At 56.0% G+C, this 24,985-nt stretch carries 25 protein-coding genes and 2 pseudogenes; 18 read left to right on the forward strand and 9 right to left on the reverse strand.

Annotated elements, in window-relative coordinates:
* Positions 1-169 precede the first annotated feature (169 nt).
* Complete coding sequence (locus N7E02_RS02015) at positions 170-619, reverse strand: MarR family winged helix-turn-helix transcriptional regulator (protein WP_286577854.1); 450 nt, start codon at positions 617-619, stop codon at positions 170-172.
* Positions 620-925: 306 nt separating this feature from the next.
* Here N7E02_RS02015 and N7E02_RS02020 point away from each other — a divergent pair, with 306 nt between their 5' ends.
* The 4 genes from N7E02_RS02020 (at position 926) to N7E02_RS02035 (ending at position 4,352) form a co-directional block, all read left to right on the forward strand.
* Positions 926-2,983 carry an FUSC family protein gene (locus N7E02_RS02020; protein WP_286577855.1) on the forward strand — a complete coding sequence of 686 codons (2,058 nt, stop codon included), beginning with the start codon at positions 926-928 and terminating at the stop codon, positions 2,981-2,983.
* Positions 2,980-3,189 (forward strand): DUF1656 domain-containing protein, encoded by a 210-nt coding sequence (locus N7E02_RS02025; RefSeq protein WP_286577856.1) that lies wholly within the window; start codon positions 2,980-2,982, stop codon positions 3,187-3,189. Before N7E02_RS02020 ends, N7E02_RS02025 begins: the two co-directional genes overlap by 4 nt.
* The gene (locus tag N7E02_RS02030) at positions 3,186-4,067 is read left to right on the forward strand and encodes an efflux RND transporter periplasmic adaptor subunit (protein ID WP_286577857.1); all 882 of its coding nucleotides are present in this window, start codon (positions 3,186-3,188) and stop codon (positions 4,065-4,067) included. Before N7E02_RS02025 ends, N7E02_RS02030 begins: the two co-directional genes overlap by 4 nt.
* 93 nt (positions 4,068-4,160) lie before the next feature.
* Positions 4,161-4,352, forward strand: coding sequence for a hypothetical protein (locus N7E02_RS02035; protein ID WP_286577858.1), 192 nt, complete (start codon positions 4,161-4,163; stop codon positions 4,350-4,352).
* Positions 4,353-4,485: 133 nt separating this feature from the next.
* Here the strand turns inward: N7E02_RS02035 and N7E02_RS02040 are convergent, their stop codons facing one another.
* The 8 genes and pseudogenes from N7E02_RS02040 to N7E02_RS02075 all read right to left on the reverse strand — a co-directional run bounded on the left by N7E02_RS02040 (position 4,486) and on the right by N7E02_RS02075 (position 12,932).
* On the reverse strand, positions 4,486-5,298 hold the full coding sequence (locus N7E02_RS02040) for a sugar-transfer associated ATP-grasp domain-containing protein (RefSeq protein WP_286577859.1): 813 nt from the start codon (positions 5,296-5,298) through the stop codon (positions 4,486-4,488).
* Between the two features lie 310 nt (positions 5,299-5,608).
* Positions 5,609-6,895, reverse strand: coding sequence for a type III PLP-dependent enzyme (locus tag N7E02_RS02045; RefSeq protein WP_286577860.1), 1,287 nt, complete (start codon positions 6,893-6,895; stop codon positions 5,609-5,611).
* A pseudogene (locus tag N7E02_RS02050) lies at positions 6,888-8,414 on the reverse strand (AMP-binding protein). The gene N7E02_RS02045 and the pseudogene N7E02_RS02050 overlap by 8 nt, the downstream one beginning before the upstream one ends.
* 109 nt (positions 8,415-8,523) lie before the next feature.
* The gene (locus N7E02_RS02055) at positions 8,524-8,670 is read right to left on the reverse strand and encodes a hypothetical protein (RefSeq protein ID WP_286577861.1); all 147 of its coding nucleotides are present in this window, start codon (positions 8,668-8,670) and stop codon (positions 8,524-8,526) included.
* 28 nt (positions 8,671-8,698) lie between these two features.
* Positions 8,699-9,544: a hypothetical protein gene (locus N7E02_RS02060; RefSeq protein WP_286577862.1), complete on the reverse strand. Its 846-nt coding sequence runs from the start codon at positions 9,542-9,544 to the stop codon at positions 8,699-8,701.
* A gap of 147 nt (positions 9,545-9,691) precedes the next feature.
* Positions 9,692-10,951: an alpha/beta fold hydrolase gene (locus N7E02_RS02065; protein WP_286577863.1), complete on the reverse strand. Its 1,260-nt coding sequence runs from the start codon at positions 10,949-10,951 to the stop codon at positions 9,692-9,694.
* Positions 10,952-10,992: 41 nt separating this feature from the next.
* The gene (locus N7E02_RS02070; RefSeq protein WP_286577864.1) at positions 10,993-11,550 is read right to left on the reverse strand and encodes an alpha/beta fold hydrolase; all 558 of its coding nucleotides are present in this window, start codon (positions 11,548-11,550) and stop codon (positions 10,993-10,995) included.
* Between the two features lie 80 nt (positions 11,551-11,630).
* Entirely contained in the window at positions 11,631-12,932 is a 1,302-nt protein-coding gene (locus N7E02_RS02075) for a lipopolysaccharide biosynthesis protein (RefSeq protein ID WP_286577865.1), read from the reverse strand.
* Positions 12,933-13,105: 173 nt separating this feature from the next.
* Here N7E02_RS02075 and N7E02_RS02080 point away from each other — a divergent pair, with 173 nt between their 5' ends.
* From N7E02_RS02080 to N7E02_RS02145, 14 genes and pseudogenes are all read left to right on the forward strand, one after another.
* Positions 13,106-13,789, forward strand: coding sequence for a polysaccharide deacetylase family protein (locus N7E02_RS02080; RefSeq protein ID WP_286577866.1), 684 nt, complete (start codon positions 13,106-13,108; stop codon positions 13,787-13,789).
* A 337-nt stretch (positions 13,790-14,126) separates the two neighbouring features.
* Positions 14,127-14,662: pseudogene (locus N7E02_RS29360) on the forward strand (glycosyltransferase family 2 protein).
* Positions 14,663-14,682: 20 nt separating this feature from the next.
* Positions 14,683-15,000 carry a hypothetical protein gene (locus N7E02_RS02090; protein WP_286577868.1) on the forward strand — a complete coding sequence of 106 codons (318 nt, stop codon included), beginning with the start codon at positions 14,683-14,685 and terminating at the stop codon, positions 14,998-15,000.
* Between the two features lie 143 nt (positions 15,001-15,143).
* The gene (locus N7E02_RS02095) at positions 15,144-16,235 is read left to right on the forward strand and encodes a glycosyltransferase family 4 protein (protein ID WP_286577869.1); all 1,092 of its coding nucleotides are present in this window, start codon (positions 15,144-15,146) and stop codon (positions 16,233-16,235) included.
* Positions 16,232-17,614, forward strand: a complete 1,383-nt coding sequence (locus tag N7E02_RS02100) for a phenylacetate--CoA ligase family protein (protein WP_286577870.1) — start codon at positions 16,232-16,234, stop codon at positions 17,612-17,614. Before N7E02_RS02095 ends, N7E02_RS02100 begins: the two co-directional genes overlap by 4 nt.
* Positions 17,611-18,918, forward strand: coding sequence for a nucleotide sugar dehydrogenase (locus N7E02_RS02105; RefSeq protein ID WP_286577871.1), 1,308 nt, complete (start codon positions 17,611-17,613; stop codon positions 18,916-18,918). Before N7E02_RS02100 ends, N7E02_RS02105 begins: the two co-directional genes overlap by 4 nt.
* Positions 18,899-20,206, forward strand: a complete 1,308-nt coding sequence (locus N7E02_RS02110) for a glycosyltransferase family 4 protein (protein ID WP_286577872.1) — start codon at positions 18,899-18,901, stop codon at positions 20,204-20,206. Before N7E02_RS02105 ends, N7E02_RS02110 begins: the two co-directional genes overlap by 20 nt.
* 178 nt (positions 20,207-20,384) lie before the next feature.
* The gene (locus N7E02_RS02115) at positions 20,385-21,032 is read left to right on the forward strand and encodes a heparinase II/III family protein (protein ID WP_286577873.1); all 648 of its coding nucleotides are present in this window, start codon (positions 20,385-20,387) and stop codon (positions 21,030-21,032) included.
* Positions 21,001-22,182 (forward strand): alginate lyase family protein, encoded by a 1,182-nt coding sequence (locus N7E02_RS02120; RefSeq protein WP_286577874.1) that lies wholly within the window; start codon positions 21,001-21,003, stop codon positions 22,180-22,182. Before N7E02_RS02115 ends, N7E02_RS02120 begins: the two co-directional genes overlap by 32 nt.
* 1 nt (position 22,183) lies before the next feature.
* Positions 22,184-22,696 carry a glycoside hydrolase family 5 protein gene (locus N7E02_RS02125; RefSeq protein ID WP_286577875.1) on the forward strand — a complete coding sequence of 171 codons (513 nt, stop codon included), beginning with the start codon at positions 22,184-22,186 and terminating at the stop codon, positions 22,694-22,696.
* On the forward strand, positions 22,696-23,448 hold the full coding sequence (locus tag N7E02_RS02130) for a glycoside hydrolase family 5 protein (RefSeq protein ID WP_286577876.1): 753 nt from the start codon (positions 22,696-22,698) through the stop codon (positions 23,446-23,448). The genes N7E02_RS02125 and N7E02_RS02130 overlap by 1 nt, the downstream gene beginning before the upstream one ends.
* 65 nt (positions 23,449-23,513) lie before the next feature.
* Positions 23,514-23,744, forward strand: a complete 231-nt coding sequence (locus N7E02_RS02135) for a hypothetical protein (protein ID WP_286577877.1) — start codon at positions 23,514-23,516, stop codon at positions 23,742-23,744.
* Complete coding sequence (locus tag N7E02_RS02140; RefSeq protein WP_286577878.1) at positions 23,741-24,355, forward strand: hypothetical protein; 615 nt, start codon at positions 23,741-23,743, stop codon at positions 24,353-24,355. Before N7E02_RS02135 ends, N7E02_RS02140 begins: the two co-directional genes overlap by 4 nt.
* A complete protein-coding gene (locus N7E02_RS02145; RefSeq protein ID WP_286577879.1) occupies positions 24,304-24,846 on the forward strand; it encodes an O-antigen ligase family protein in 543 nt (180 codons plus the stop codon). The genes N7E02_RS02140 and N7E02_RS02145 overlap by 52 nt, the downstream gene beginning before the upstream one ends.
* Positions 24,847-24,985: the final 139 nt, after the last annotated feature.

Consider the following 24,985-nt stretch of genomic DNA (forward strand, 5'->3'; position numbering starts at 1 on the left):
CGACGCCCAATCTAACGCCGCCAGAGTCATGCCCCATCCATCGTGCTCCTACTGGCCTCCAATGGTCAAGCTGCCACGAAAATTTGATGTGCTGCCTTGATAAACGGTGGCCCTAACGGACGCTGGAACTCTATTCCGGCCGGAAGCGCCATTCCAAATGCGGCGAGGATCAATCGCCCGAACGCTTCACGTGAGCCGCGGTCATGATCTCGTGAACTCGAACGAGAGCTTTCAGATCATCAGCGGGAGCGTCGCTCAGAATGTCCTCGCGCAGGTTATCCAGCACGCTCTCCGCTCTTGCCGCCATCGCCTGACCTTCCGATGTCAGCCAGATGAGATTGGCCCGACGATCGCTTCCATCGACCCGCCGTTCAATCAGGTTTGCTGCGCTCAACTCGTCCAGAAGCCGCACGAGGGCGTTGCTCGAAGACCCGATCGCATCGGCAAGCTGCACCTGCCGCAAGCCGCCTCCGAGCCTTCCCACCCATATCAGCACATCCGCGCGCGCAGCCGAAATTCCTTCCGCCACCAGCGCCCGTTCCGCCAGTCTTCGCCAGAGGATCGCCCCCTGGAGCAGGGCTGAGGTGGCGCCACGTTTGACCGCTTTCTGATCGTCCATCTTGCCGTTCCTGGTCGCATTGCGGCGATCCGTCGCATTCATACCGTTATCTCTATCATCGGTTTACGCAAATTAGTGACTTGATGATAGTACACATGTGAACTATTTAACTGACAAAACGCAGGCATCCGCGACCATGCGGAGGCCATGTGACCTCTGTCGCCTCTGCCGTTCACGCCCAGACCGATGCGAACCCGTCGCGGATATCATCCCTGCGACCCGATTTGCGTTTGGCCCGCGGCCAATGCCCGGCAAGGTCTTTGGCAAAAACAGTAACGAGCAAGTAAGATGGCTTGGCAATCGCAATTGCTGAATCCTGCAAGTGAAGACGTCGTCTTCTCACTGAAGACGTTTGCGGCCGGCGTTCTTGCGCTGCTGATCTGCTACACGTTCGACCTGCAGGGGCCGCAATGGGCATTCACGAGTGTCTATATCATCGCCAATCCGCTCGCAGGCGCCAGCGGGTCCAAGGCGCTCTACCGGCTTGTCGGCACGGCTGTCGGAGGTGCCGCGACGGTCGTATTCGTCCCCAACCTCGTCAATTCCCCCGAAATCCTGACGATCGTCGTTTCTCTCTGGATCGGCACCTGTCTTTTCGTCAGCCTGTTTGACCGGTCGCCGCGCGGCTACGCCTTCATGCTTGCCGGCTATACCGTGGCTTTGACGAGTTTCCCGGTGGTCGATGCGCCGGACACAGCCTTCACTTATGCGACGGCGCGTATTGTCGAGATCGGCGTCGCAATCATCTGCACACTGTTCTTCAACACGGCCTTCTTCCCGAAATCCGCCAATGGCGTTCTGTCGCGACGCGTCGATGGCTGGCTTGCCGATGTCGGCAAGCTTGCCGGCCAGGTCCTAAACCACAACGAAGCGCCGGATGTCGTGACATCCCTGTCGCGAAAACTCGCGGCCGAAGCAACGGATATCAGGCTGTTTACGACGCATGCGGCTTTCGACACGGGAAACTCCCGCAGGGCAGCCTATCTGTCGCGGGAACTGCAGCGTATGATGGTGGCGCTTCTGCCGGTAATTTCCGGCATCGGCGACGTCCTCGCCGCCTTCCGCAAAGCACGCCCCGGAATTCCTGCCGAGGTCTGCGGCGCGATGGAGGATGTCGCGACCTGGATGAAGACGGAGACCGCGCTTTCGGAAGAAGCCCGCGAAGCGCTCTGGGCCCGTCTGGACAGCGTCGCCCGAACGGGTGCGGCAGAAGGCACGTGGTCGGGTATCTTGTCGCGCAACCTGGCCTTCCGCCTGCAGGACCTCGTGCAGACCTGGAGCGACTGCATTGACCTGAAAAATGGCATAGAACCGCAGCGAACCCGAACTCGCCTACTTGCCCGCCTCGGCTTTACCGGCCGTGAACAACCGATGCACACCGACACGACGATGGCGCTTTTCTCGGGCGTCACGGCGGCGCTGACAACCAGCCTTGGCTGTTTCATCTGGATCGTGACGGGCTGGTCATCAGGCGCGGGCATGGTGTTGATGGGCGCCATCATGATGAGCTTCTTCGCGGCGATGGACAATGCCAGACCGGTGATTGCGACCTTCATCGCGACCAGCACGCTTACGGCCATCATCGCTTTCGTCATCCAGTTCGCCGTCACACCGATGATCACCAGTTTTAGCGCCATGATGGCCGTGCTTGCCATCGTCTGCATTCCGGTCGGCCTGCTCGCGGCAAAGCCGCAGACCTTCCTCATCGGCATGTCGATCGGCACCAGCCTGCCCAACATGCTGGGCCTGCCCGCACGGCCGACATTCGATGCCGCCAGTTTCATCAACTCGAACATATCAATGATTGCCGGAATGCTGCTGGCGCTGGTTGTCACGGTACTGGTCAAGACGGTCGGCACAGAGTGGAGCGCGAAGCGGCTGCTGCGCGCCGGCTGGAGCGACATTCGTGAAGTCGCGCGTGCCGATGCAAAAAGCGACTTCACCCGGCTGCTGCACAAGATGCTCGACCGGCTAGCGTTGCTCTCGCCACGGATCAACGCGCTGCCGAAAAGCTCACATATTCACGGTGAGGACATCCTCAGGGATCTCAGGGCGGGCTTCAATCTCATCGAGCTGCAGCGGGCTATCGCCTCGCTCACCACGGAGCAACGGGCGCTGGTCGGACGGGTTGTCGAAGAGATGGCCGGCTACTACGACCGAAAGGTGCGCAGTGCCGCTCCGATACTCCCCGACATGCGCCTGCTTCAGGCACTGGATCGATGCCTCGACCTGCTTGTCGACGCGCGATCGGGTGCTGCGGCCGACGCGTCGCGGGCATGCGCCGCATTGCGCTACACCCTCTTTCCCGCCGCCGAGGATTTTGACCCGACCCCGCGGCGCCAATCCCTGGAGCAGGCAGCATGAACCCCGAACTCGACATCTACGGCGTGTTCGTTCCGACGGTCGCGATGCTCGGCCTTGTCGCCTACGTCATCAGCGTCCTCGTGCGCAGGCTTCTCGATCGGGTCGGCTTCTACACGCTCGTCTGGCATCGGCCACTGTTCGACATGGCGATTCTCGTTTGCATTCTGGCCGGCCTCGTCGAGACGGCTGACAAGGTGATCCTATGAAAACTCTCGCTGCTGCATCAGGCCGCATCCTGCTCACATGTGTCGTCGTCGGCATTGCCGGCGTTCTGGGCATGCATATCTGGGACTATTACATGAACCTGCCCTGGACCCGGGACGGGAAGGTCCGGGCGGATGTCGTCGGCCTGACGACCGACGTCTCGGGCATCGTCAGCGACGTTCGCGTCCATGACAACCAGACGGTCAAGGCCGGTGACGTCATTTTCAAGATCGACAACGCGCGTTTCACGCTCGCCGAGCGCCAGGCCGAAGCCGCGTTGGGAAGCGACGCCGCGACGCTGCGTCAGGCCCGCGCCGATCTCGCGCTCTATCAGCGCCTGGGGGATGGGTCAGTCACACGCCAGAAGATAGATCAGGCGCAGACATCGGCCGATCAGGCAGAGGCCGCCTATCAGATGGCGCTGGTTGCTCTCGATACCGCTAGGCTAAATCTTGAGCGCTCGACGGTGAGGGCGCCGGTTAATGGTGTGATCACCAACTTCTCGCTGCAGCCCGGCGACTATATCTCGGCAGGTTCGGCCGTTTCGGCGCTGGTCGACAGCGATTCCTACTACGTCGACGGCTATTTCGAGGAAAACAAGCTCGACCGGATCAAGCTCGGCGATCAGGTTCATGTCGGCCTGATGGGCACGTCCGGCATCCTCAAGGGGCATGTCGTCGGCATAGCCGCGGGGATTGCCGACCGCGAGCGGTCCGACAGCAGCGGCTCACTCGCGAACGTCAATCCGACATTCAGCTGGGTAAGGCTGGCACAACGCATTCCGGTACGCATCGCACTCGACGACGTTCCGGCAGGCACCGTCCTGGTCGCCGGTCGCACCGCAAGCGTCAGCGTCATCGAGGGAGAGAAAGGCATCTAAGCCGCCGCAGCCCTTTTCACGATAGCAAACGGCAAAACCGCGCCCGATTGGCAGAAGCAATCGGGTGCTTGGAATACCGAGAAGAGAAGAAAAATGGCTCTCGACGGAGCAGCATTCAGACTAGTACGAACGGCGCTCAATGCCTTCTGCGAATATCACGACCTTCCGCTGCTCGACGACACCGCGACCGAGGCGGCGGAGCAATTGATCAAGATGGTGATCCGCGGCGAAAGCGATATCGAGCTTCTGCTGCGACATATCGAAGACTGGTTCATTTCCCGCTGAGGCTTACGACAAGCCGGACGCCGGTGTCGTACTTGTGCGGCCGCTTTGACGCTTTCCTGAGGAGCCGGAGTGGTCGCATGCCGCGAGATGTGCCTCCCGGAAGGTAGCTAGCATCGTGGCGTTGGGACATCAGTCATCTCGTTTGGCGCAGATATGCCTGTCCGAGAGGCTTGCCGAGATAGCCGCCGGCGAGTTCCTGCAGGACATCGATCCCATAATCCGCATTGGCTTCGATGATGAGCGGCCCGATCGGGGTAATGGCCACATCCCAGCCGAGTGAGCGTAACGGAGCGAGGGCTTCGGCCGCTTTCGTCACCGCTTCGCGCGTTTGCGGCCAGAAGGGAATGATAAAAGTTTCAGGCTCGATCCGGAAAGCATCGTGAATGTCATGATACTGGCCACCGAATTGCGCCTCTTGCTTGGCGCCGCTCATCAATCGACCAGTCTCCAGATCAATCGAGATCATGAAGCCGCCAGCGCTGGAGTTATCCACGATGCTGCCCCTGGTGCCGACCTTGAGCGCCGCCGCATTGCATTGAACCACGCCTTCGGCATCGATGAATGTATCGATGCGAACCGTGTTGACGGAGGTTGGGTTAAAATTGGCAATATCGGGATGCTGGCTGATCGTCTCCTGAACGGCGAATTCCGTCCAGTAGCCTCCGTTATTGGTCGAAAAGATCAAATGCTCAAACCCGAACTGATCAAGATGCTCTCCCTTGTGCGTGAGCTTACCCTCGACAACATGCAACTTGAAGACCGCGCTGCCGGAGCCTCCCGTCATCGGTTTGATGATGACGCCGTCCGGCAATCGCTCTAGATCAAGAGCGGTGACAAATTCGGTGTAGGTAAGGGGATTTCCCGCCATGTCGGCGATATGGCCGCGCTCTACACGAAACAGAGTTTTTGTCGACAAAAGGTCGGCCGCGCAGAATCGTCTTTTCAAAGATCAGTTTGTCCTCGACATTCCGTAGGTCAGCTCGGCCATTGGCCGCATCCCGCGTCATGTGCAAAAGCTCGGTCGGGAGATAATTATCGATCTCGGGTCCGAATTTGCGCAGATAAAGACCGTGCTTTAGATACTGATACGGAAGATAGTCATAAAGGCGATAGAGACTATAGATCTCACGAAACTGTCGAATAAGAGACTTTTTGCCAGGCGTTCTCAGATAGAGAACGAAATCCGTTCTCAGCATCCGCTTGAAACGGCGGAAATTCCTCATCATAGCGACCTCCGCTCCTTTTTAACCGGCCGTCTAACAACGTTTCCGCTTGATAGGCGTAATTTGTCCATCTTCCACCAAAACCTCATAAGCAGGCGGATGAGACAGGAAGTTGGAGGGGCTGGCGGTTGCGCCATAGGCACCCGACTGCAGGACGGCTACGAGGTCTCCAACCTTTAGGTCGGGCATGAGGGCATCACGAGCGAGCGTATCAAGCGGTGTACATAGCGGGCCGACAAGGGTGGTGGGTGCGTGCACAGCATCCCTCATGCGTGCAGGAGCCACGACCGGATAATTGCGCTTTATCACTTGTCCTAGATTGCCGGAGGCGGCAAGGTGATGGTTCATTCCCCCTTCCATGACGACGAAGCGCGTCCCTCGCGAGACCTTCACCGCATTCACTTCGCTCACATAAAGACCAGCCTCTCCGACCAGAAATCGGCCGGGTTCGACGATGACATGTGCCTGGCTTAAAAGCGGGTCGGCGGCCATCAAACTTCTCAGATCAGGTATGGCTGCGGCGATGGCGTCTAGATCAAGATGTGTGTCGATGGCGTAATACGGAATTCCAAGTCCCCCGCCGAGATCGATCGTCGCGAGGGGGCGTCCCAGCATGCGTGCAACGCGGCTCGCCAAATCGATTGAATGTCGCCACTGACCAATCAACGCCAATGCATCGAGGATCTGCGTCCCGCCGTAGACGTGAATGCCTACCAACTCAACATTCGGCACCTGCGTAATCGCTGCAATTACGGCATCAAGATCTTCCTCGTCAAAACCGAATGCGGTCGGCTTTCCTCCCATTCGCATCGCACCAGCCTGGACAGCTGGCACCGGATTGATACGGATAGACACCCGCACAGGCTTTTTGATTGAGCGAAGTCGCTCGATCTCGTCGAAACCTTCGACATGGATCTCGCCGATGCCTTCTGCAATGACGGTCTCTAATTCCTGGCGCCGTTTACCCGGACCAGCAAAGATGATCTTATCTGGTGAGGCACCGGCTGAAATGGCGGACCGGTATTCGCCGAGCGACGCAATCTCAACGCCTGCTCCTTCCGCCACAAACAGGCCGATAACCGCTTTGGCCGGATTGGCCTTTGCCGAGTAGTAGATGGACGCAAAACCATCGAGCGCAACGGAGAGATTGCGATAGGCGTTGCGCATGATGCGACCATCATAGATATAGACAGGTGAGCCCGTCTGCTCGACGATCTGGCGCACATGAAGCCCGCCGGCGACAAGGTCATCACCATGGACTTCAAAAAGGTTGGCAGCGAGCACCTGGCCGTGATCGGCCGCATGGATAAGATCAGCCACGTTCTATCCGCTCCCTGACTAGTTCGCGATAATCAACCTTACCGTTCGGAGTCACCGGCAGGCTTAGGACCAGTTCAAGGTCACGCGGCACCATAAAAGGCGCAAGTGATGCCGATATTGCTTGCAGGATCACTGCCCTGTCCACGCCGGAATCAAGAGGGATGGCAACGGCATGAACCTTCTGCCCCGCAAACTCATCGGGCAGACCGATAACCGCAACTTGACGAAAACGGCCGGTCGCCATCACTGCCTCTTCGACTTCAGACGGACTGATGCGGTACCCTGACGATTTGATCATCGCGTCATTGCGGCCGATAAAGCTAAAAACCATCCTCGTCTTCGACGGCAAGATCGCCGGAAAAACAAACGATCTCGCCACCATTGTCTCGCGTGCGCAGTGGGTTTTGACGAAGTACTTTCGCCGTCTCCTCCGGCCGATTCCAATATCCCAGCGAAACGGTCGGACCTCGATGAACGAGAATCCCGGCCTCGCCTGGTTTGGCGCGATTGCCGTCCTGTCCGACAATGAAGATTTCGCTCTCGGGAATGGCCTTGCCGATCGATGTTGGGCGCCGATCAAGCTCTTCGGGTGGCAGAAAGGTGGAGCGAAATGCTTCTGTCAGGCCGTACATAAGGAATATTTTGGTGTGGGGAAATGCCTTGCGCAGGTCTCCCACTGTCGATGAGGGCACTGCGCCACCGGAGTTGGTGATATAGCGCAGATCCGGCAGTTCGGTCTTGGAAAGCAGTGGTGATGCCTTGGTCAGGATAGCCCAGATTGTCGGGACGCCAGCGAGCCCAGTAATGCGGTGATCGCGCAGCGCACGGACGATTTCGTCACCGAAACGGAAGCTCAACATGACAAGCGAGGCGCCCTGCTCCAACGCAGTCAGAAGCTGGTTGAGGCCGTAATCGAAACTGAAAGGCAGAACCGAGAGAATGCGATCAGTGGGGAGATCGAAAGATAGGTTCGAACGATGCGCGTTCCAGCCAATAGGTTTCGATGCGATAGCATCACCCCTTTCGGCCGTCCTGTGGAACCCGAGGTATATAGGATGGCCGCGAGGTCCTCGCCGATATTTGTATCAGTGGGCACCGCGTGAGGCTCTGCCTCATACATATCCTCGACTGTCAGCATCACAATGGCAACTTGCGCGTCGGCCAGACATTCGGCGACAATGGGTGCTAGCTTACGATTGGTGACAACGATCCGTGCGCCGCAATCGGCTACGATATGGCTGATCTGCTTACCTCGCAACAGAGCGTTGATAGGTACGAACACCCCCATTGCTTGGCTGACGGCAAAGATCGTCAGGCATTGCTCGATGCCGTGCGGCAGGAAGATCGCGACCCGATCTCCACGCTCAAGCTCTGTGCTGACAAGTGCCGAGGCAAAGCGGCGGACGCCAGCATACATTGCTCTATAGTCAAGCTGGCGCTCGCCATCGATCAGCGCCAGCCGCGTGCTTTGTGCATGAGCAACGATCAGATGATGTAGCAAAACTGGTGCGTCAGTCATGATGCTGAACGCGATACGAAATCGATGAGGCTTGCAGGTGTTGCAAGATCCTGAAAATCGAAATTGTCGTCCTCTATCGAAATCTTGAAGCGGTCGCTGAGAAACATAATCAATTCAAGAAAGCCGAGGAATCGATCGCCCCTTCGAGCAATGCGGTGTCGGGCAAGAGAGGTGCGAGCGCGGGAAACCGCGTATTGAGGTACCCGTACACCTCGGCTTCTATAAAGCTGGCAGAAGAAATCGCATCATGCGGCATGGCATGTTCTCCTCAAATTCGGTCGGTTCTAGACTTTAAGCAATACGCGCTCGGAATAGAGCTCATCGATTTTATGTTCGTCCCAATCTCCCTTGACCTGGTAACGCAGCCCACGTCTCCAGATCCAGGATAGGGGAGGCTTCAAATGTTCTGGCATTCTGAGGCTGAGAAGCGGCACGCCGCGGCCGATGAGATGGCGCGCCAGTAACCGAAGATTGTCGATGATGAGCTCGTTGCTCTCGGCGTAAATAACCCTAGCGATCGAGATGCCCTTACGCTTGAATGTATCAAACACCAAGGGATGGCACCTACCGTTGATCTCCAAGAGGATGACTATGCAGCCAAGGTCGCGGTGCGTTTCAAGGTCTCTCTGTTGGCCGTTCGAGATTACTCCCGACGGCAGCTCTTCAAGCGATAAGAGGCGCCCTTGGGCACGACCGACAACTGCGAGTGCGGGCAGCGGCAGGAGATGAACGTCGTAGCTTATTGTCTTAAAGCCGAGGCGATCATTTAGTGCTGCGGCTGCAGCCGATGGAGTTAGGTCGGTATAGACAGCGTTCGTATCGGATAACGCCGCAAGCAGCATTCGCGGTGCAAACCAGCGATGCTCCTCGCGTATATACCAACCCGACAAATTGACGATTCTGCGATCCGTATCGGCATCGCGTCGCGGAATCGTCAAGAGCACGCCAACCGGCACTTCGCCCGCCATCAGCAGGCTGCCAATCGGTCCTTCCCGCGCGGTTTCCTGATAGTCGGACAGCCGTTTTAGGCCTCGCTGCCAGAAGCCAGGTGAACGCGATGGAAATCCTTGGCACAGAAGCTCGGCTGCCGAGTCCAGTCCGTCATGAGCTATCGCTTGCAACTTAAGCATGGATTTCGTCTGAGCCCCTCATCTCCGAAATCTCTATCTGTCACCTCTTCAGAAAGTTTAAATGGAATGATCCTAGCGAAATTCTCGCGTGAATACGGTAAATGAAATGAATAATGAGCCTGATAAAAGTATTTATAACGACGTTACTCAAGGGCTCCCATATGCCACGTCGAGTGCGGCGCGTTCGACAATTCCGTAGAGCACATCGCGGCTGGCTTTGGGGGTGATGTTGTGATCGGTGTCCTCTATGATATGCAGTTCTGTGTTGGGGAAGGCCGTTAGTTTCACTGCACCCTTCCCGAAATGGGCGTAGAGATTGTCGAGGCCCACATCGCCGGCGCTATAGACAAGGCGGGTGCCCGCCTGCCGCCGTGACAGGCTCCGGAAATCAGCATGCACTGCTTTGTTAAGTCGTTCGGTTGGCATCCACGGGCCAAGCAAAGGCGCTAGGAGATTGGAAAGGCGCTGGGCAAGACGGGTACGAATATGGCGGACTGCTGCGCCGACATTAATATCTCCTCGGATTAGTCGGTAGAACGTATCAATCCGTAAGGCCCTCTGTGAATAGTCGGAAAGCGGCCGCGGCGCACTTCGTGCAACTTCTTCAGTGGGAGTGCCAAGCCATCGAAAGATGTAGGGATTGACGGCTATGCAGCCTGCCCATCTCATGTCCTGGGCCGCCGCTCGGAACGCGACATATGCGCCGCTGCAGCGGCCGTAAAGCAGGGCCGGTCCGGTTCGGCCGACCGTATCGAGGAAGGAGCGAACAATTTCCAGGTCGGCGATCTGCTGATCGTCGTAGACGACCTGATCGCGCCGACCGAAAAATGGCGGACTGTCGCCTACGCCGGCGCTATCGAAACGAAGTGACGCGATGCCTTTCCCTGCAAGACGACGGGCAAGCTCCACGCCCGACCGGCTCCATCCTGCCTGGTGGTCGTAAGCAGTACTCAAAAGCACTACCGTCACGATCGTCCCATTATTCTCGGGCTCGCACATGGTGCCGATTAACTGCTTATCTCCTTCTCCTATTCTGACCGCAGTCTCACGCACTGTGCCATCGGTGACAACGGCACTGGCCGCTGGAGGTGCGGGTACCTCGTCGATCAGATTGGTTGCTTCAGGAACGGCTTTTATCCACTCGATGAAATCCTTCATCAAAGTCTTCGGAAAACGCTGGCCGTGCGGATTTTCGACCAGCCTATCATAATCCGGAAAAGCGCAGTCTTGAAGCGTTGCGCCAAGTGTCGAAAGCCGCTCACGCAACTGGCGATCGGACGCGCTCTCGGGACGCGCTGCGAGGAATATCGGCACGTTTGCCGCCGCCTCAAACAGCTCCGCATTTAACTCCTGAAGGGTAGCCACGATTCCCGCCGGCAGCGTCAGGCCTGCAATTGATCCCGGCATCGGGTCGCGCCTATGTGCTGGGACGCCAACGCCTTCGTCAATCATCGTCGACCAAACAGACAGTTCTCGCAGGTAGCGCTTGCCAACGACGACCGGAGCAAAAAAGCCAAACCGGCCAGATTCTCCACCGTTTGTGCTGCCTTTACCGCAATAGCTGCACCGAGCCCGAAGCCGACGAGAACCACGGTCCTTGCGCCGGACAGGCTGAGCAAGGCGTCTGCGCCTTGGCATGCAGCCCTTGTCCAGCAATCAATGTCAATCGAGGTATCCGCTCGATCCAGCGCGTTGCCCGTGCCCGGATAATCAAAACGCAAACTGGCGATACCGACGTTCGCAAGATCTTCGGCAATGATCCGGAAAAAGCGGCGCGTGCCAAGCTCGTCAATGCCCCATGGACTTAGAAACAGCACGCTTATGTCGCGACCTGCGCAACCAGTGGTAACCGGTTTGAACAGTCCAGGATTGCCTGAAAAGCTGACAGGGCAAGCTGCAGCGGGTGCCTGAGATGCAATTCCGTCTGCCCGGTCAAGGGTGATGGTGCTGTGAGCAATCCCCACAATATTCCCTTTCCTTATGGGCGATGACGCGACCTGCACCACGGCCAAAACAAGATGACGACAACCATATCTTGATAGAATAGACCGTCAGCAGCCCTGATCTACCTTGACAGGAAGCTCTCCTAGGCTGCGACCGTTTCCTCCGGCTTTCCCTCAACCGGCTCGACCTTCATCAAGACGAGCCAAGTCGCAGCTACCAGGGTGGCCTGAACCAGAAGCCGGGCTAGGCCAGCACCCATCAGGCCGCCGAGCAATGCGCCGGCCCAGACGGCAGGCACCATGATAAGGGCGGCAATCGTGAGAAGAGCAATGCGGATATTCTGTTTCCCGACTGCGCGCAAAAGATCGGCTCCGATGCCCGAAAGCCCCATGAGAAGCGGTAGGAGCGCGAGCAGCTGGATTATGTCTGGTGTCCCGTCATATTCGTGACCGATTAAGAAAGGCAGATAATCGGCGATGAAATAGAGAAAGACAGCGATCGGTACCGAGAGTAAGAGCGAGAGTGGCACTAAACGCAGCCCAAAGCGCACGCTTTCGCTTGAGCTTGCCGAGGCGTTGCGAAAATGGCGGGTATAGGTCGCGTAAAGTAGCGCCCGCACGGGTGCGGAGGCTGCATCGACGATCTTAAACCCTGCTGCATACTGACCTGCGACGGCAGGACCTAACGCATGCGCGACAGCCGGCTTGTCGATGTCAGCAACGCTGCCGACGGCGACGAATTCCAAACAGTATTGAAGGCCAAGCGCGATGTCCCTCCGGATGACGGCCGGAGTAGGCAGCCCGCAGGTGAAACGGACGAGAGCGACCGCAACGGTGGCGCCCAACGCTGACGCACAGAGATACCACCAAGCCCAATTGTCGAGTGTCAGATCTGGCTCCATCACGATCGCCATCGTAAGGAAGAGTAATCGCAGGATTGCGAGCCCTACATTGACAAGAAACTGCAGGTCCGCCCTGTCGCGGGCCATGAACGTGCTGGCGCAAACGGCAACGACGCGTCCGAAGATGAGATGCGCACCGACAAAAGCAACCAGTGACGATATGGCGAGGTGCTCGCCTATAAGAGCGTAACCAATGATCGTTGCAGCTGCACCGGCAACCGGCATCGTCAGGCCGGACATCGCAACGCTATGTCCGAGATAGCGGCTGAAATTCGCCGGATCAACTGCCGAGCGCTGGATCATGACATGGTCACTGCCTAGGCCGACCAAAAGCACACCGATGCCGTTGATACTCGAAAGCGTGACGAACACACCATAGTCAGATGCACCGAGATAGCGCGAGATCAACATGAAGTAGCCAAACTGGATGACCAACTGAATGCCGAAGTTGAAAGTATAGACGACCGTATTCCTGGCAAGCAGAGAGCCGCGCAGTCTGCGCGCAAATTTAACGATCGCTTGCATAATGCCCTCGGATACCAATCAATCTAAATATCGACGTCAGCTTCAGATAAATTGCGTTATCTCGTGTTTCGCAGTGAAACATCCTATTTCAATCCGCGAGAACCCCGCAACTCTGAACGATTTATAAGCTAAACCGTTTCTTGATATTTTATTTTTAAAGAATAAAGCAGATTTATCCGATCGGTGCAGCAATGCTTGCCAATACACTCTACCTGACCTTTCATGGAATTGGTGCGCCTGTGGTCGAGCCGGCACAGGGTGAGCTTAAGTACTTTGTTTCGGCTAATGTCTACCGCCGCACAATCGAGATGCTCGAATTTCTCGAAAAGCAGACCGCGATCAGTGCCCATGTCACCTTTGATGACGGCAATCTCTCCGACTATACAGTGGGACTGCCCGCGCTGCTTGAACACGGCCGCCGTGGCACGTTCTTTGTTTTGGCCGATCGCATCGGCCGAGAGGGCTATCTCTCCGCAGCACAAATCCGCGAGATCGCAGCGGCACATATGCAAATAGGCACGCACGGTCATGATCACGTCGACTGGCGGTATCTTGACCAGGCAGGTGTTGAGCGCGAACTCGTTTTCGCACGTAAGAAGATCGAGGATGTGCTCGGTTCCGCAGTTACTACTGCTTCAGTGCCCTTTGGGCGCTTCGACAGGCAGTTGTTACGCCGTTTGAAAGCGCTAGGCTATGCGCGGGTATTTACGAGTTCGACGGGTTTAACCTGCGATAGAGGCTTTCTCTGTCCCCGCCGTTCGCTAACCAGCAGCTTCGATCCAAATATGGAGCTCGCCTCTCTGGCTAATTCGGACGAGAAGCTGAGAGGCGCATTCTATGATGTGGCTCGGCGGTTGCGCTATTCTCAGTGGTAGTATCTTCATGTTGATTTATTTTTAAAAATCAAATGGAGATTTGGCATTTTGCTGATCTGTATAGCAAGAGTCTCTAATATTTAATTGTATTTGGCATATGATCATTTCATTAACCTGATATTTATTCCCAGAACACAAGGTTCTCAACAAAATACAGAAATTTACTTTCTGTTAGACGCGTTACGCCATCAATTCCACATTACATTGACGCAATTAAACTTGTTTCAGATTGGCATTCTGACTGCGTAGAATCGCGGGAGCGTCAGCGTGAGCCAAGAGGAGGGCAGGCGCTGTGCCACTGATTTCCATAGTCATGTGCACTTTCGACAGAGAGGCAATGGCCAGACGGACCATAGCTTCCGTCTATGCTCAAATCCTACCCGTCGACGTCGATTTCGAAGTAATTGTCGTCGACAATACTGGCGCTGGCGATGCTCGCGAATGGGTAGCGTCACTTTGCGACCTTGAACCCGCTCCGCGCTACATACACGCACCATCACCCGGCATTTCCCACGCCCGAAACGCAGGTGTCGCGACCGCACGGGGGATTTCCTCGCGTTCATCGATGACGATGAAATCGCTGAGCCCGAATGGCTTGGAAACCTCTACCGCGCGATAATCGAGCACCAGGCTGATGTGGGTACCGGACCGGTTCATCCCATTTTCGAGAACAAAAGCTCGCTGGGATGGGATCCATTGCCGTTCTTCTACGGCAAAAGAGAAGCTATGCCGACAGGTGGACAGCTGGAATCCGCCCGAACCGGCAATATAATCCTGCGCGTAGCAAGCTGCTTTGATGGAACGCAGCCTTTCAATCCGCGGTTTGGTCGTTCAGGCGGAGAAGATACAGACTTCACCCATGGCCTTTTTTAAGAGGCCTTAAGATTATCTGGGTGGCGAACGCAGTCATTCACGAATTCTGGCCGAACGAAAAGGCCACTTTGCCTGCGTTTCTGCGCCGAAAGCTTGTCACAGCACGCAACACAACCTTAGTCAGGATAAGTCGCAAAGAGCGCCCACTTCGGGCCGCTATGGTAATGTCGGCGAAAGCGCTTATTCAGCTTTTGCTTTTCTCGCCACTGGCCGCTGTTAGCTATTTGATCAACCGGCAACTTTATGCGCGCTGCGCGATGCAAGTCATGTCGGCGCTTGGCAAGCTAACCTTTTTCCTGCGTGTGGGTTACTACGGTCAGGGCGGAGAGCGTACATGACGTCTCTCATTCCTGCCAGCCATTCTCCCATCGGACAGGCTCCATCGCAGAACTATAAGGTCGCCATTCTACATCAGGGGTGCGTGCCAGTATATCGCCGCAGCTTCTTTGATCGGCTCGCTCGAGTTTCTGAGAACACGTACGTGGTCTTTCACGGAAAACCGCCGTCGAACACGTCGTTGCAGGCTGCCGAACCACCGTTCTCCTTCGACAATATCGAAGTCGAGACGATAGAGTTCAGGGTGAAAAAATCGCTCCTCGTCTGGCAGACGTCGGTGTTCCGATATCTATCGGGCCGTTTCGATAGCGTTGTCATCGGCCATGAATTCAAGTTCCTGTCTAGTCTCGTCATCCTCTTAGCTTCCAAGCTCCTGCGTCGACCGGTTTTCCTGTGGGGATTTGGCTATAGGAAAGCCTATGGCTCGTGGGATCGCGGCAGCAAATCGGGATTGTGGGATCGGTTGGCGCTTTGGGCAGCCGACAGGCTTGCCCTCCTGGGTGACGGCTATATCGCTTATACGGAGACGGGACGAGCTCACCTACTGTCGATCGGTGTGCCGGCCGAACGCATCGGGGTTGTGCGTAACACGATCGATGTCGAGGAACAGATCGCGCTGTCACTTCGGGTTGCCAACGAAGACGATGAGGCGATCCGCAGCGAATTCGGCCTGCGCTCCGATGCTGAAGTGCTGCTTTATGTCGGACGCCTTGTGCCACGCAAGGACATCGACAGCCTGATCCGCTTTGCGAAAATAAACCAAACCATATCGGGGCCACCGGTCGACATTTTGATCATCGGCGATGGCGAGGAGCGTGAACGGCTCGAAGCATTTGCTGATGGCGCCGTTAATATCCGCTTTCTTGGGGCTATCGATCCAACCGATATCCGCCTGGCGAGAGCAATGAAGCTTTGCCGCGCAGTTGTCATCCCCGGTTATCTTGGGCTGGCTGTCAATCACGCCTTTTCTCATGGAAGGCCTGTCATCACCAGAGCCCACGACTTCCACAGCCCGGAAATCGAATATCTGACCGATGGTCGGGACGGTCTTATCATCGCCGGCGATGAAGCTGCCTTTCATGACGGACTGAAAGCCTTTCTCGCCTCTCCCATCGAGCAGAAGCGGCTCGCGGAGAACGCGGCGGATCGCCGCGAGACGTTGCGGATGGATTACATGGTGGAGGCCTATGACAGCTTCATTAACCAAGTTGTCGCATCCGTCGGGAGACGTCGATGAACGGAGTTATTGCGCCTCTGAAAACGGCATCGCTCGGTGATGCGCTGGTTCGCCGCTTTCCGCCTCTTTATCGCGGCTTTCGCAAGCAGTTGCGGCTATTCGAAGAGAGTGATCTGGCATCAAGGCAGGCTCTGCAGCAGGGCCTTTTGAGACATGCGCTTTCGGATGCCACACGCAGCCCCGCATACGCGAGCTTGATAGGCCAGGAAATTGGGGCCTTTCCAATCCTAGCCAAAGAACAACTCCGCTCGAAGCCGGATGACCATCTGGCGGGATCCAAGTTCCTGACTGTAGCGGCCGCCACCAGCGGCTCGTCCGGTGTCCCTCTGTCGCTCAGGCGCAGCTTTTCATCTGTTGTATTCGAGCAAGCCGCGCTCGATCATGTGGTCGAGCTAGCCGGCGCCGACTTCAGCCGCGATCGGATCGCTGTCTTGCGCGGTGGCGCGATCAAGGATCCCTCGGACATGAGCCCTCCTTTTTGGCGTATCGACGGAAATGGCCGGACGCTTCAATTTTCGGTCGCCCATCTCAACGCAAAAACAGCAAGCGCCTTCATTGATGCTCTGCAAGCCTTTTCGCCGAAGGTTCTCTGGGTCTATCCGTCTGCCTTGGAGATGCTTATTGCTTGTTTCGAACGGGATGGCCGGCGCATGCATGTGCCCGTTGTTTTGTCCTCATCCGAAGTGCTTGCCGACAACGTCCGAGCGAGGGCCGAGAGTCTATTCGGCGCCTGTGTGGTTGACTATTACGGCCAGGCTGAGCGGGTCTGCTTCGCTTATGCATTAGAGGCCGGCGCCTGGCGCTTCATGCCGGCATATGGTCGTGTCGAACTACATGCGATCGATAGCGATGATGCATTTCGTTACCGCCTGATCGCAACCAATCTCAGAAACGGCGCTCAACCGCTTATTCGCTATGACACTGGTGATGTTATCGTCATGCGAAACAGCCTGGATACATCCGGCGAAACTGAAGTCGCGTTTGGGTGCATGCCTTTCCTACGCGTCGATGGGCGTGAGAGCGATTATCTTGTTGCCCCGGACGGCAGCCGCCTCATTGGCATGAACCACATACCGCGCTCGATCCCGGGCTTGTTGCAGATGCAACTAAGACAGATCGAGACAGACCGCGTCGTTGTACTGGCGGTTCCGGACGGCCTGCCAAATCACACGCTGAAGACGGCAATTACCACACAAGTGCGTGCACGCCTGCCGCAAACAATGACAATCGAGGTCCGCTTCTGCGAAGCGATTGAACGGGAAAAAAGCGGAAAACTGCCACTCGTCATGCGTGCCCCACACATCGGCACGTCAGACTTGGGAGCATCCACACGTGTCGTTGACCGGGGCGCGGTGCGGTCATCTATGGGGGTCAAATGAAAATCTCACTCTTTGGATTGGGCTATGTCGGCGCGGTAACTGCTGCCTGTTTGTCTCGTGACGGCCATTACGTCGTCGGGGTCGACAATCAGCAGATAAAGGTCGATATCATCAACGGCGGCAAGTCGCCTGTTGTTGAAGAAGGGGTCGCCGAGCTAATCAAATGCTCTATCGAAAGCGGTCGGTTACGGGCGACAACAAGTGTTCAAGATGCAATAGAAGCGACCGATATCTCGTTCGTTTGCGTTGGCACGCCAAGCCGCAAAAATGGCTCGCTTGATACCGATATCCTCGAGCGCGTCTGCCAAGAGATCGGAGCGGCGGTTGCTGAGAAAAAGAGCCCGCACACTGTCGTTATCCGCTCCACAATCCTGCCGGGAACGATGCGGTCTCTCGTGATTCCCACTCTACGCAAAGCCGCGGGCGAGCATGCTGAAATTCATGTCGCCAACAATCCGGAATTCCTGCGTGAAGCGAGCGCCGTTTATGACTATGACAACCCGCCGAAAATTGTCGTTGGCGCAGAAAGCAAGAATGTGGCGCGTCAGATCGCATCAATCTACGGCGGGATAGATGCTCCATGCTTCCTGACTTCGGTCGAGGTTGCCGAGCTCGTCAAGTATGCAGACAACGCCTGGCATGCGGTCAAGGTCGCCTTCGGTAATGAGATCGGCAACATCGGCAAGGCAGTCGGCATAGACAGCCACGAGGTGATGAGCATCTTCTGCAAGGACGAGAAGCTCAATATCTCATCACGTTATCTGATGCCGGGCTTTGCCTTCGGTGGATCCTGCCTACCAAAGGATGTGCGAGCGCTTTCTTATAAGGCGCGTGAACTCGATCTGGCTCTGCCACTTCTCAACAGTGTCTTGCGCTCAAACGAGGAGCAGATCTCGCGAGCGTTTGACGACATCATGGCTTATGGCAAGCGCAAAATCGCGTTCTTTGGTATCAGTTTCAAATCCGGAACCGACGATTTGCGCGAAAGCCCGCAGGTAACCTTAGTCGAGCGACTGCTGGGCAAGGGCATGGATATCCTGATCTACGATCGCTTCGTCAACTTCGCGAGGCTCCACGGCGCCAACCGTGAGCACATTCTGAACGTTATTCCGCATATATCGAGCATTCTCGTCGACGATTTCGACCGGGTCTCCGCCCATGGCGACATTCTGGTTGTCGGCAATTCAGATCCGCAATTTCACACGTTGCCTGCGACCTTGAGGGACGATCAACAGCTCTATGATCTCGTCCGCCTGAACAATGTTGAAGAGTTGGGAGGGCGCTATGCAGGTGTTAACTGGTAAGGACTTCGATGCCGCTATTGACCGATCGTTCGACCGGCGTGTCCTAATCATTGTCGAGAACTTGCCTGTCCCCTTCGACCGGCGTGTCTGGTCGGAGGCAACAACGTTACGGGCGGCAGGTTACACTGTCTCGGTGATCTGCCCGACGGGAAAAGGGTTTGAAGCTCTCTACGAGGAAGTTGACGGAATTCACATTTACCGCCATCCGCTTCCGCTCGATGCGCGTGGCCTGCTTGGTTATCTGCGAGAATACTCTGCCGCCCTCTACCATGAACTACGTCTGGCCATGAAAATCCGTCGAACGCATGGATTTCATGTGATTCACGGCTGCAATCCGCCCGATCTGATCTTTCTGATCGCATGGGTCTTCAAGCCATTCGGTGTCAAGTTCCTCTTCGATCACCACGACATCTGCCCGGAGCTGTTTGAGGCAAAATTCGGAAAGCGTGGTTTTCTCTACAGAATGACGCGATTCTTTGAAAAACTAACCTTCAGATCGGCCGCCATTTCAATCGCCACCAATGCCTCCTACCGCGATATCGCCGTTGGTCGTGGAGGGATGGATCTCGATGACGTCTTTATCGTTCGCTCCGGGCCAAAGATTGAGAAGCTTGAGATCAGGCCGCCGAAGCCTGCGCTCAAGAAAGGTTTTGCTCATCTGGTCGGCTATGTCGGCGTAATCGGCCAGCAAGAGGGAATGGATCTTTTGGTCGATGCCGTCGACCATATAGTCAACAACTTGAAACGCACCGATATTCATTTCGGTATTGTCGGCGGTGGCCCAGAACTTCCGACGATCATCCGCAACGTCGAGGCACGTGGTCTTTCACAGTTCTTTACGTTTACCGGGCGAGCATCTGACGATGTGATGCTTGATATGCTCAATACGGCCGAGGTCTGCATAAATCCGGATCGTGTCACGCCGATGAACGATCTGTCGACGATGAACAAGATCCTGGAATACATGACACTGAAGAAGCCAATCGTACAATTCGAGACGCGGGAGGGTAAGGTCTCGGCCGGCGCCGCCTCGCTTTATGCGACCCAAAATGACGCTCGCGACTTTGGTGAAAAGATCGTTTCTCTGCTGGATGATCCCCTAAAGAGGCATGTTATGGGCGAGGTGGGACGCCAGCGCATCCTATCGTCTTTTTCATGGGAACACTCAGCACCAGTCTTGCTCGCAGCCTATGAACGGATTTTCCGCACGATCGAGCCTGTCCAGACTGAAACTATTAAAGACGAACCCACCTATGTCGCCGATGACAAAATTCGCGTGAGGGCATGAGGATGAGCGCCGCTACTCTTTCTACTCGCCTACTATGGTATGGGCGGCGCTTGTCATCTATGTCGACCGCCGAAATTGTACATAGGTTTGGCGAGTTCGCACAAAAGCAGTCAGCGCGCCTTGCGACCTCAGGCTCGTCGCGGTTTGATGTTGGGATCGGAATTCTCCCCTCTTTCCGGTGGAGATCAATCTAGACGGTGCCGATCACGCGCTCATTGCGCGTTGGCAAGATCTTGCAGACAAGGCGATGAGCCGTCGGTTCCACCTACTCGGTATCGACTGGCCGCCATCCGCCGGCAAATCGATTTGGCACTTCGACCCTGTCTCGAAGCGGCAATGGCCACAAGACAATTACTGTTTCGAAATCAATTATCGCCACAGCAAAACTTTTGGCGATATCAAATATGTCTGGGAGGTCAATCGACTACAGCATTTGCAGCCGCTTGCTTCCTTGGCGCGTGTCACCAATAATGAAAAGATCACGGCGTTCGTTACCAGCGAAATTGACAGCTGGATCGCGGAGAACCCGCCTTTTCTTGGCGTCAACTGGTCATCAGGCATTGAGCTCGCCTTAAGGGCGATCAGCGTACTGATCGCCACCCGAATATTGGGTGAGGGGGCATTCTCAGACAAGCAACGGGCGGCTATTCGCGCATTCCTGGCTGCGACCGGAATGTGGATCAGTCGCTACCCATCACGCTTCTCGTCTGCCAACAATCACCTGATTGCCGAGGCAGTGGGGCTCTTCGTCATTGCTACGGCTTGTCCCGATCTGCCGGACGCCAGAAAGTGGTATGAGCGGGGTCGTCGAGATCCTCATAGATGAGGTCGAGCGTCAGTTTCATGCAGACGGGATCGGCGCCGAACAGTCACCGACCTATACTGCTTTTACCTTGGAACTCTATCTGACGGCAGCGAGTGTTGCGGAGAGACGTGGTAACCCACTCCCGAGTGCTGTCATCAACAGACTTGCAGTGGTTGGGGATGCGCTCTCCTGGTTCATGGACGAAAACGGCCAGGTTCCACGCATCGGCGATGACGATGAGGGAAGGGTGATCGTCAGTGACCTGCAAGCCGATCGGCTCTATGTCGCATCGATCCTGCAGGCGACAGCTGCCATCTGCAAGAGGGCCTACCTTGCTCCGCCTGTAGCGCCTGCGCATTTGCGTGATCTCGTCTTTCGCCGCAGCGAAGCGAAGATATCCAGGCAGGCAAGAGGAACTGGCGCCCGCAATTTTCCCGACGGGGGCTACACGGTCCTGCGCGAACGCATTAACGAAAAGCGTGTCGTTCTCATCATGGATCACGCGCCACTGGGTTATCTTTCGATCGCCGCCCACGGCCATGCGGATACGCTTTCCGTCTGGCTATCCTACGGTGGAAAATCTCTTCTCGGCGACGCCGGAACGTATCTCTATCATTCAGGCGGTGCCTGGCGAGATGCGTTTCGTGGAACGCAACTGCACAACACATTGTCGATAGGTGGCCAAAGCTCCAGCCTAGTCTCCGGAGCTTTCAACTGGAAGGCGAAGGCTGACGTCCACGATGTTGATGTCGATTGCCACCTGGATAGTTTCCGATGCCAGGCAACTCATGATGGTTACTTGGCGCGGTTCGGTGTCAAACACGGCCGCATCCTGAAGCGAATTTCTTCTGACACCTTTACAATCGAAGATCGGTTGGATGGACCTTGTCGCTCCGAATTGCCCGTCATGATCGGGTTTGTTGCTGGCGACGGTATAGAGATTGTGGAAGCCGATTGTTCCGGAAGTTTCAACTTCGTCGCTGATGGAGCAGTGCTCATGCGGCTTACCGGTCCTCAAGGTCTAAGCGCAAGGATTTGCCGAGCCGTCGAGGACAGAAAGCTCGGCTGGCTGTCGCACAGCTTTGGTCGTAAACAACCTGCCTCCCACCTCGTGTTCGAAGGAATTGTGTCGCCTTCTTCATCAATGATGACGCAGCTGAAGCTGCTCTGACATGCGGTCTTTATCCAGGCTTGTCCTCAATTTTACCGTTGCGATGACAGTCGCTGCGTCGTCAGCATTCGCCGACACCCCAATATTCCGCCGCGGCATTAATCTTGCCCGGATTCATAACCTTCCTATCGCGGATCAATCGACGCCTGGCGCATTCGCATGGCCGCCATTTGACGGCGCACTCGCTACGATTGACGATGCGGAGTTGACACGCCTACGAGCTCTGGGATTTGACTTTATACGTCTTCCTGTCGCTCCGGCCCCGTTTTTCGTCCAGCCTGAACGCCGTCGTCGCATTCTGATGAATGAGCTTTTTGCCACCGTGCGGCGGTTGCAGGATGCCGGATTCGGCGTGCTTGTCGACGCCCATCCAGATCATTCTGACATAAACTGGTCTGCACAACGCATTCTCGCCAAAACCGATCGCCAGGCTTTCGATACCTATTCGATCTGGCTTGGCGAAATTGCGCTTTTTTGCGCAACCGACCCGTCGCTAAAACCGCTCTTGGCCTGATGAACGAGCCTCAGGAAGAATGCTCGGTGGAAGCCCCTGGCGACTGGACCCAAATTCAGCGCCAGCTCTACGCTTCTGTGCGTGAAAAAGCGCCTGATCTTGCCATTGTTCTCACGACTGGCTGCTGGTCCTCACCTGATGCGCTGCCGTATCTTAGTATGCGGCCCTATGACACAAACACGTTGATTGACCTCCACTATTATCGTCCGCATGCTTTTACCCATCAGGGTTTGCCGTTTGCGAATGTGCCGACACGCTACTTGTCTGGACTGGCTTATCCCGGTGTCGGCGCAGACAAAAACCTCACGATGTTTCGGTCTATGCAATTGATCAAGGCGCGAGAGGTTGAGGGGGCGGATGTACCCAGCGATGCCTTGCGCCTGGTGCAGAAGAGCGTCGACGATTATTACGACAATCCACCGTTTGTTGACGAAGCCTATGTGCCCTCCCATTTCGCCGCTATCCGTCGCTGGGCTGAAGAACAAAATGTAGCACCTGAGCGGATCATCATTGGCGAATTCGGTACTGCCCGTGCGCCCAGCACTATGCCTGACATCCCAGGGCGTCTGCTATGGCTGAGAGACGTGCGCGTTGCCGCCGAAACCAATGGTTTTGGGTGGGCGTTATGGGACTACAATGCGGGCGACGGATATCCTGGTTTCGGATTGGTTTTTGACAATGAATCACGCAAAATCGATATGGGTATGGTAGATGCGTTGGGCCTTGATCGGGATAGCGTTGGCAGCCGATGATCCCTGAGAAGAACCAGCAGTCTTAAGCTGTGGTTCATGCGGCGCGGTTTGGCACAGGAACAAACGTGAGCGAAGCTACAAATCGCATATCGACGATTGAGGATATCAGGCCGGCAGCCGTAGCGCGAGATGGTTTGCTTGGTTGGATGCCGGCCATCGTCCTCGGCTACGCAACCATCCTTACACCGCTTTTTCTGCAGCAAACAGCTTCTGCCGTAGGCGATCCGTCCACCGCTGCGCAGACGCAAGGATCCAATCTCGCCAACCAGATCTTCTGGATTTTAATCCTTTTTTGACCGGCTATGCGAGTCGTAATCGACTGTTTCGACTGCTGGACGTGGTGAAAAAGCCACTCTTCTTGATCATCGCTGTTTATATGGTACTTGCTTTCGCCAGCATAATCTGGTCACCGGCTCCATCCGTGGCCTTCCGACGGGCGATTTTGCAGGCGATCGTGCTGGCAACGGTGGTGATCCCGGTCTTCCTCGCAGATGACCACTTAGCGCAACTCAACCGCTTGGTAATGGTCTTCCTTTTGACGATCGGTATAAATCTGGTTGCTGTACTTGTTCTGCCGGCCGGACGGCTCGGCCATGAGGGTATTTACAGCCACAAGAATGAGCTTGGGCTTGTGGCCGCCTACGGATTCGTCTTCTGCCTTTATGGCATTGTCAGGTATGAAGGTATTCTTCGCCTGCTGGCGATGGCATGTGCCGTTGCGGCGATGTTTGAGCTCGTTCTCAGCCAGTCGAAGACCTCGCTCGGGCTTGCTGTCGTCATGCCGCTGATTGCATTTTTCGTGGTCGCGACAAGTCGCCTCATTCGCATCAACGCGCTCTACCCGACGTTGTTTTTTTGTTTGCCGGTATATCGGCAAGCCTGTTTGTTGCCCTGCTCGCCGACATAACATTAGCCGACCTGTCAATCCTGCTCTTCGACGATACGACCTTCACAGGCCGCACAGTTATCTGGAAGTTCCTTGAGGAGGTCATCGGCCGTGAGCCGGTGCTAGGTCAAGGCTACGGTTCCTTCTGGGATATAGGCCAAGGCTCCATCGTTGAACGGGAGGCGCCTGGCTTTGTTGCTTATTTGCTGCAGGGACATAATGGCTTCGTCGACGTCACTGTCGAGCTTGGTTTCTGCGGCTTCAGCGTCCTTTTGGTATTTCTGACATGCGTCATTCTTAACGTTGGACGGGTTGCCAGCGGTGAGGGCGGTAATCTTGCCCTCGCTTGGCTCTTTATGACTTGCGCTCTTATAGGCCTCAGTCACAACATGCTGGAGAGCAGCTGGTTTCGCGGCTACTCGGTTGTCTGGATGGTCTTTCTTTTGATTGGCGCCTGGGCTCAGGCCTTGTCCCACAATAGCGTTGAAGGCGCCGATCAAGAGCGAGAATAACGGTTCGTTTTGAGGAACTCTTAATACTGATCGACTAGACCGAAGTAAGACCAGATCGCGGTATATGTGGACGCGGCCCAACTGGCGAGGTTTGCAAGATCGATGGCGAATACCTCGAATATGACGAGAGGCGGCAGGG

The sequence above is a fragment of the Terrirhizobium terrae genome (genome assembly GCF_030323265.1).
GTDB lineage: Bacteria > Pseudomonadota > Alphaproteobacteria > Rhizobiales > Rhizobiaceae > Neorhizobium.

Excerpts from the sequence above, each read along its gene's own strand:
- N7E02_RS02015 (WP_286577854.1), bottom strand. The coding sequence starts at position 619 with ATGGACGATCAGAAAGCGGTCAAACGTGGCGCCACCTCAGCCCTGCTC.
- N7E02_RS02025 (WP_286577856.1), top strand. The coding sequence starts at position 2,980 with ATGAACCCCGAACTCGACATCTACGGCGTGTTCGTTCCGACGGTCGCG.
- N7E02_RS02030 (WP_286577857.1), top strand. The coding sequence starts at position 3,186 with ATGAAAACTCTCGCTGCTGCATCAGGCCGCATCCTGCTCACATGTGTC.
- N7E02_RS02035 (WP_286577858.1), top strand. The coding sequence starts at position 4,161 with ATGGCTCTCGACGGAGCAGCATTCAGACTAGTACGAACGGCGCTCAAT.
- N7E02_RS02055 (WP_286577861.1), bottom strand. The coding sequence starts at position 8,670 with ATGCCGCATGATGCGATTTCTTCTGCCAGCTTTATAGAAGCCGAGGTG.
- N7E02_RS02060 (WP_286577862.1), bottom strand. The coding sequence starts at position 9,544 with ATGCTTAAGTTGCAAGCGATAGCTCATGACGGACTGGACTCGGCAGCC.
- N7E02_RS02065 (WP_286577863.1), bottom strand. The coding sequence starts at position 10,951 with ATGCCGGGATCAATTGCAGGCCTGACGCTGCCGGCGGGAATCGTGGCT.
- N7E02_RS02080 (WP_286577866.1), top strand. The coding sequence starts at position 13,106 with ATGCTTGCCAATACACTCTACCTGACCTTTCATGGAATTGGTGCGCCT.
- N7E02_RS02100 (WP_286577870.1), top strand. The coding sequence starts at position 16,232 with ATGAACGGAGTTATTGCGCCTCTGAAAACGGCATCGCTCGGTGATGCG.
- N7E02_RS02105 (WP_286577871.1), top strand. The coding sequence starts at position 17,611 with ATGAAAATCTCACTCTTTGGATTGGGCTATGTCGGCGCGGTAACTGCT.
- N7E02_RS02110 (WP_286577872.1), top strand. The coding sequence starts at position 18,899 with ATGCAGGTGTTAACTGGTAAGGACTTCGATGCCGCTATTGACCGATCG.
- N7E02_RS02120 (WP_286577874.1), top strand. The coding sequence starts at position 21,001 with ATGAGCGGGGTCGTCGAGATCCTCATAGATGAGGTCGAGCGTCAGTTT.
- N7E02_RS02125 (WP_286577875.1), top strand. The coding sequence starts at position 22,184 with ATGCGGTCTTTATCCAGGCTTGTCCTCAATTTTACCGTTGCGATGACA.
- N7E02_RS02130 (WP_286577876.1), top strand. The coding sequence starts at position 22,696 with ATGAACGAGCCTCAGGAAGAATGCTCGGTGGAAGCCCCTGGCGACTGG.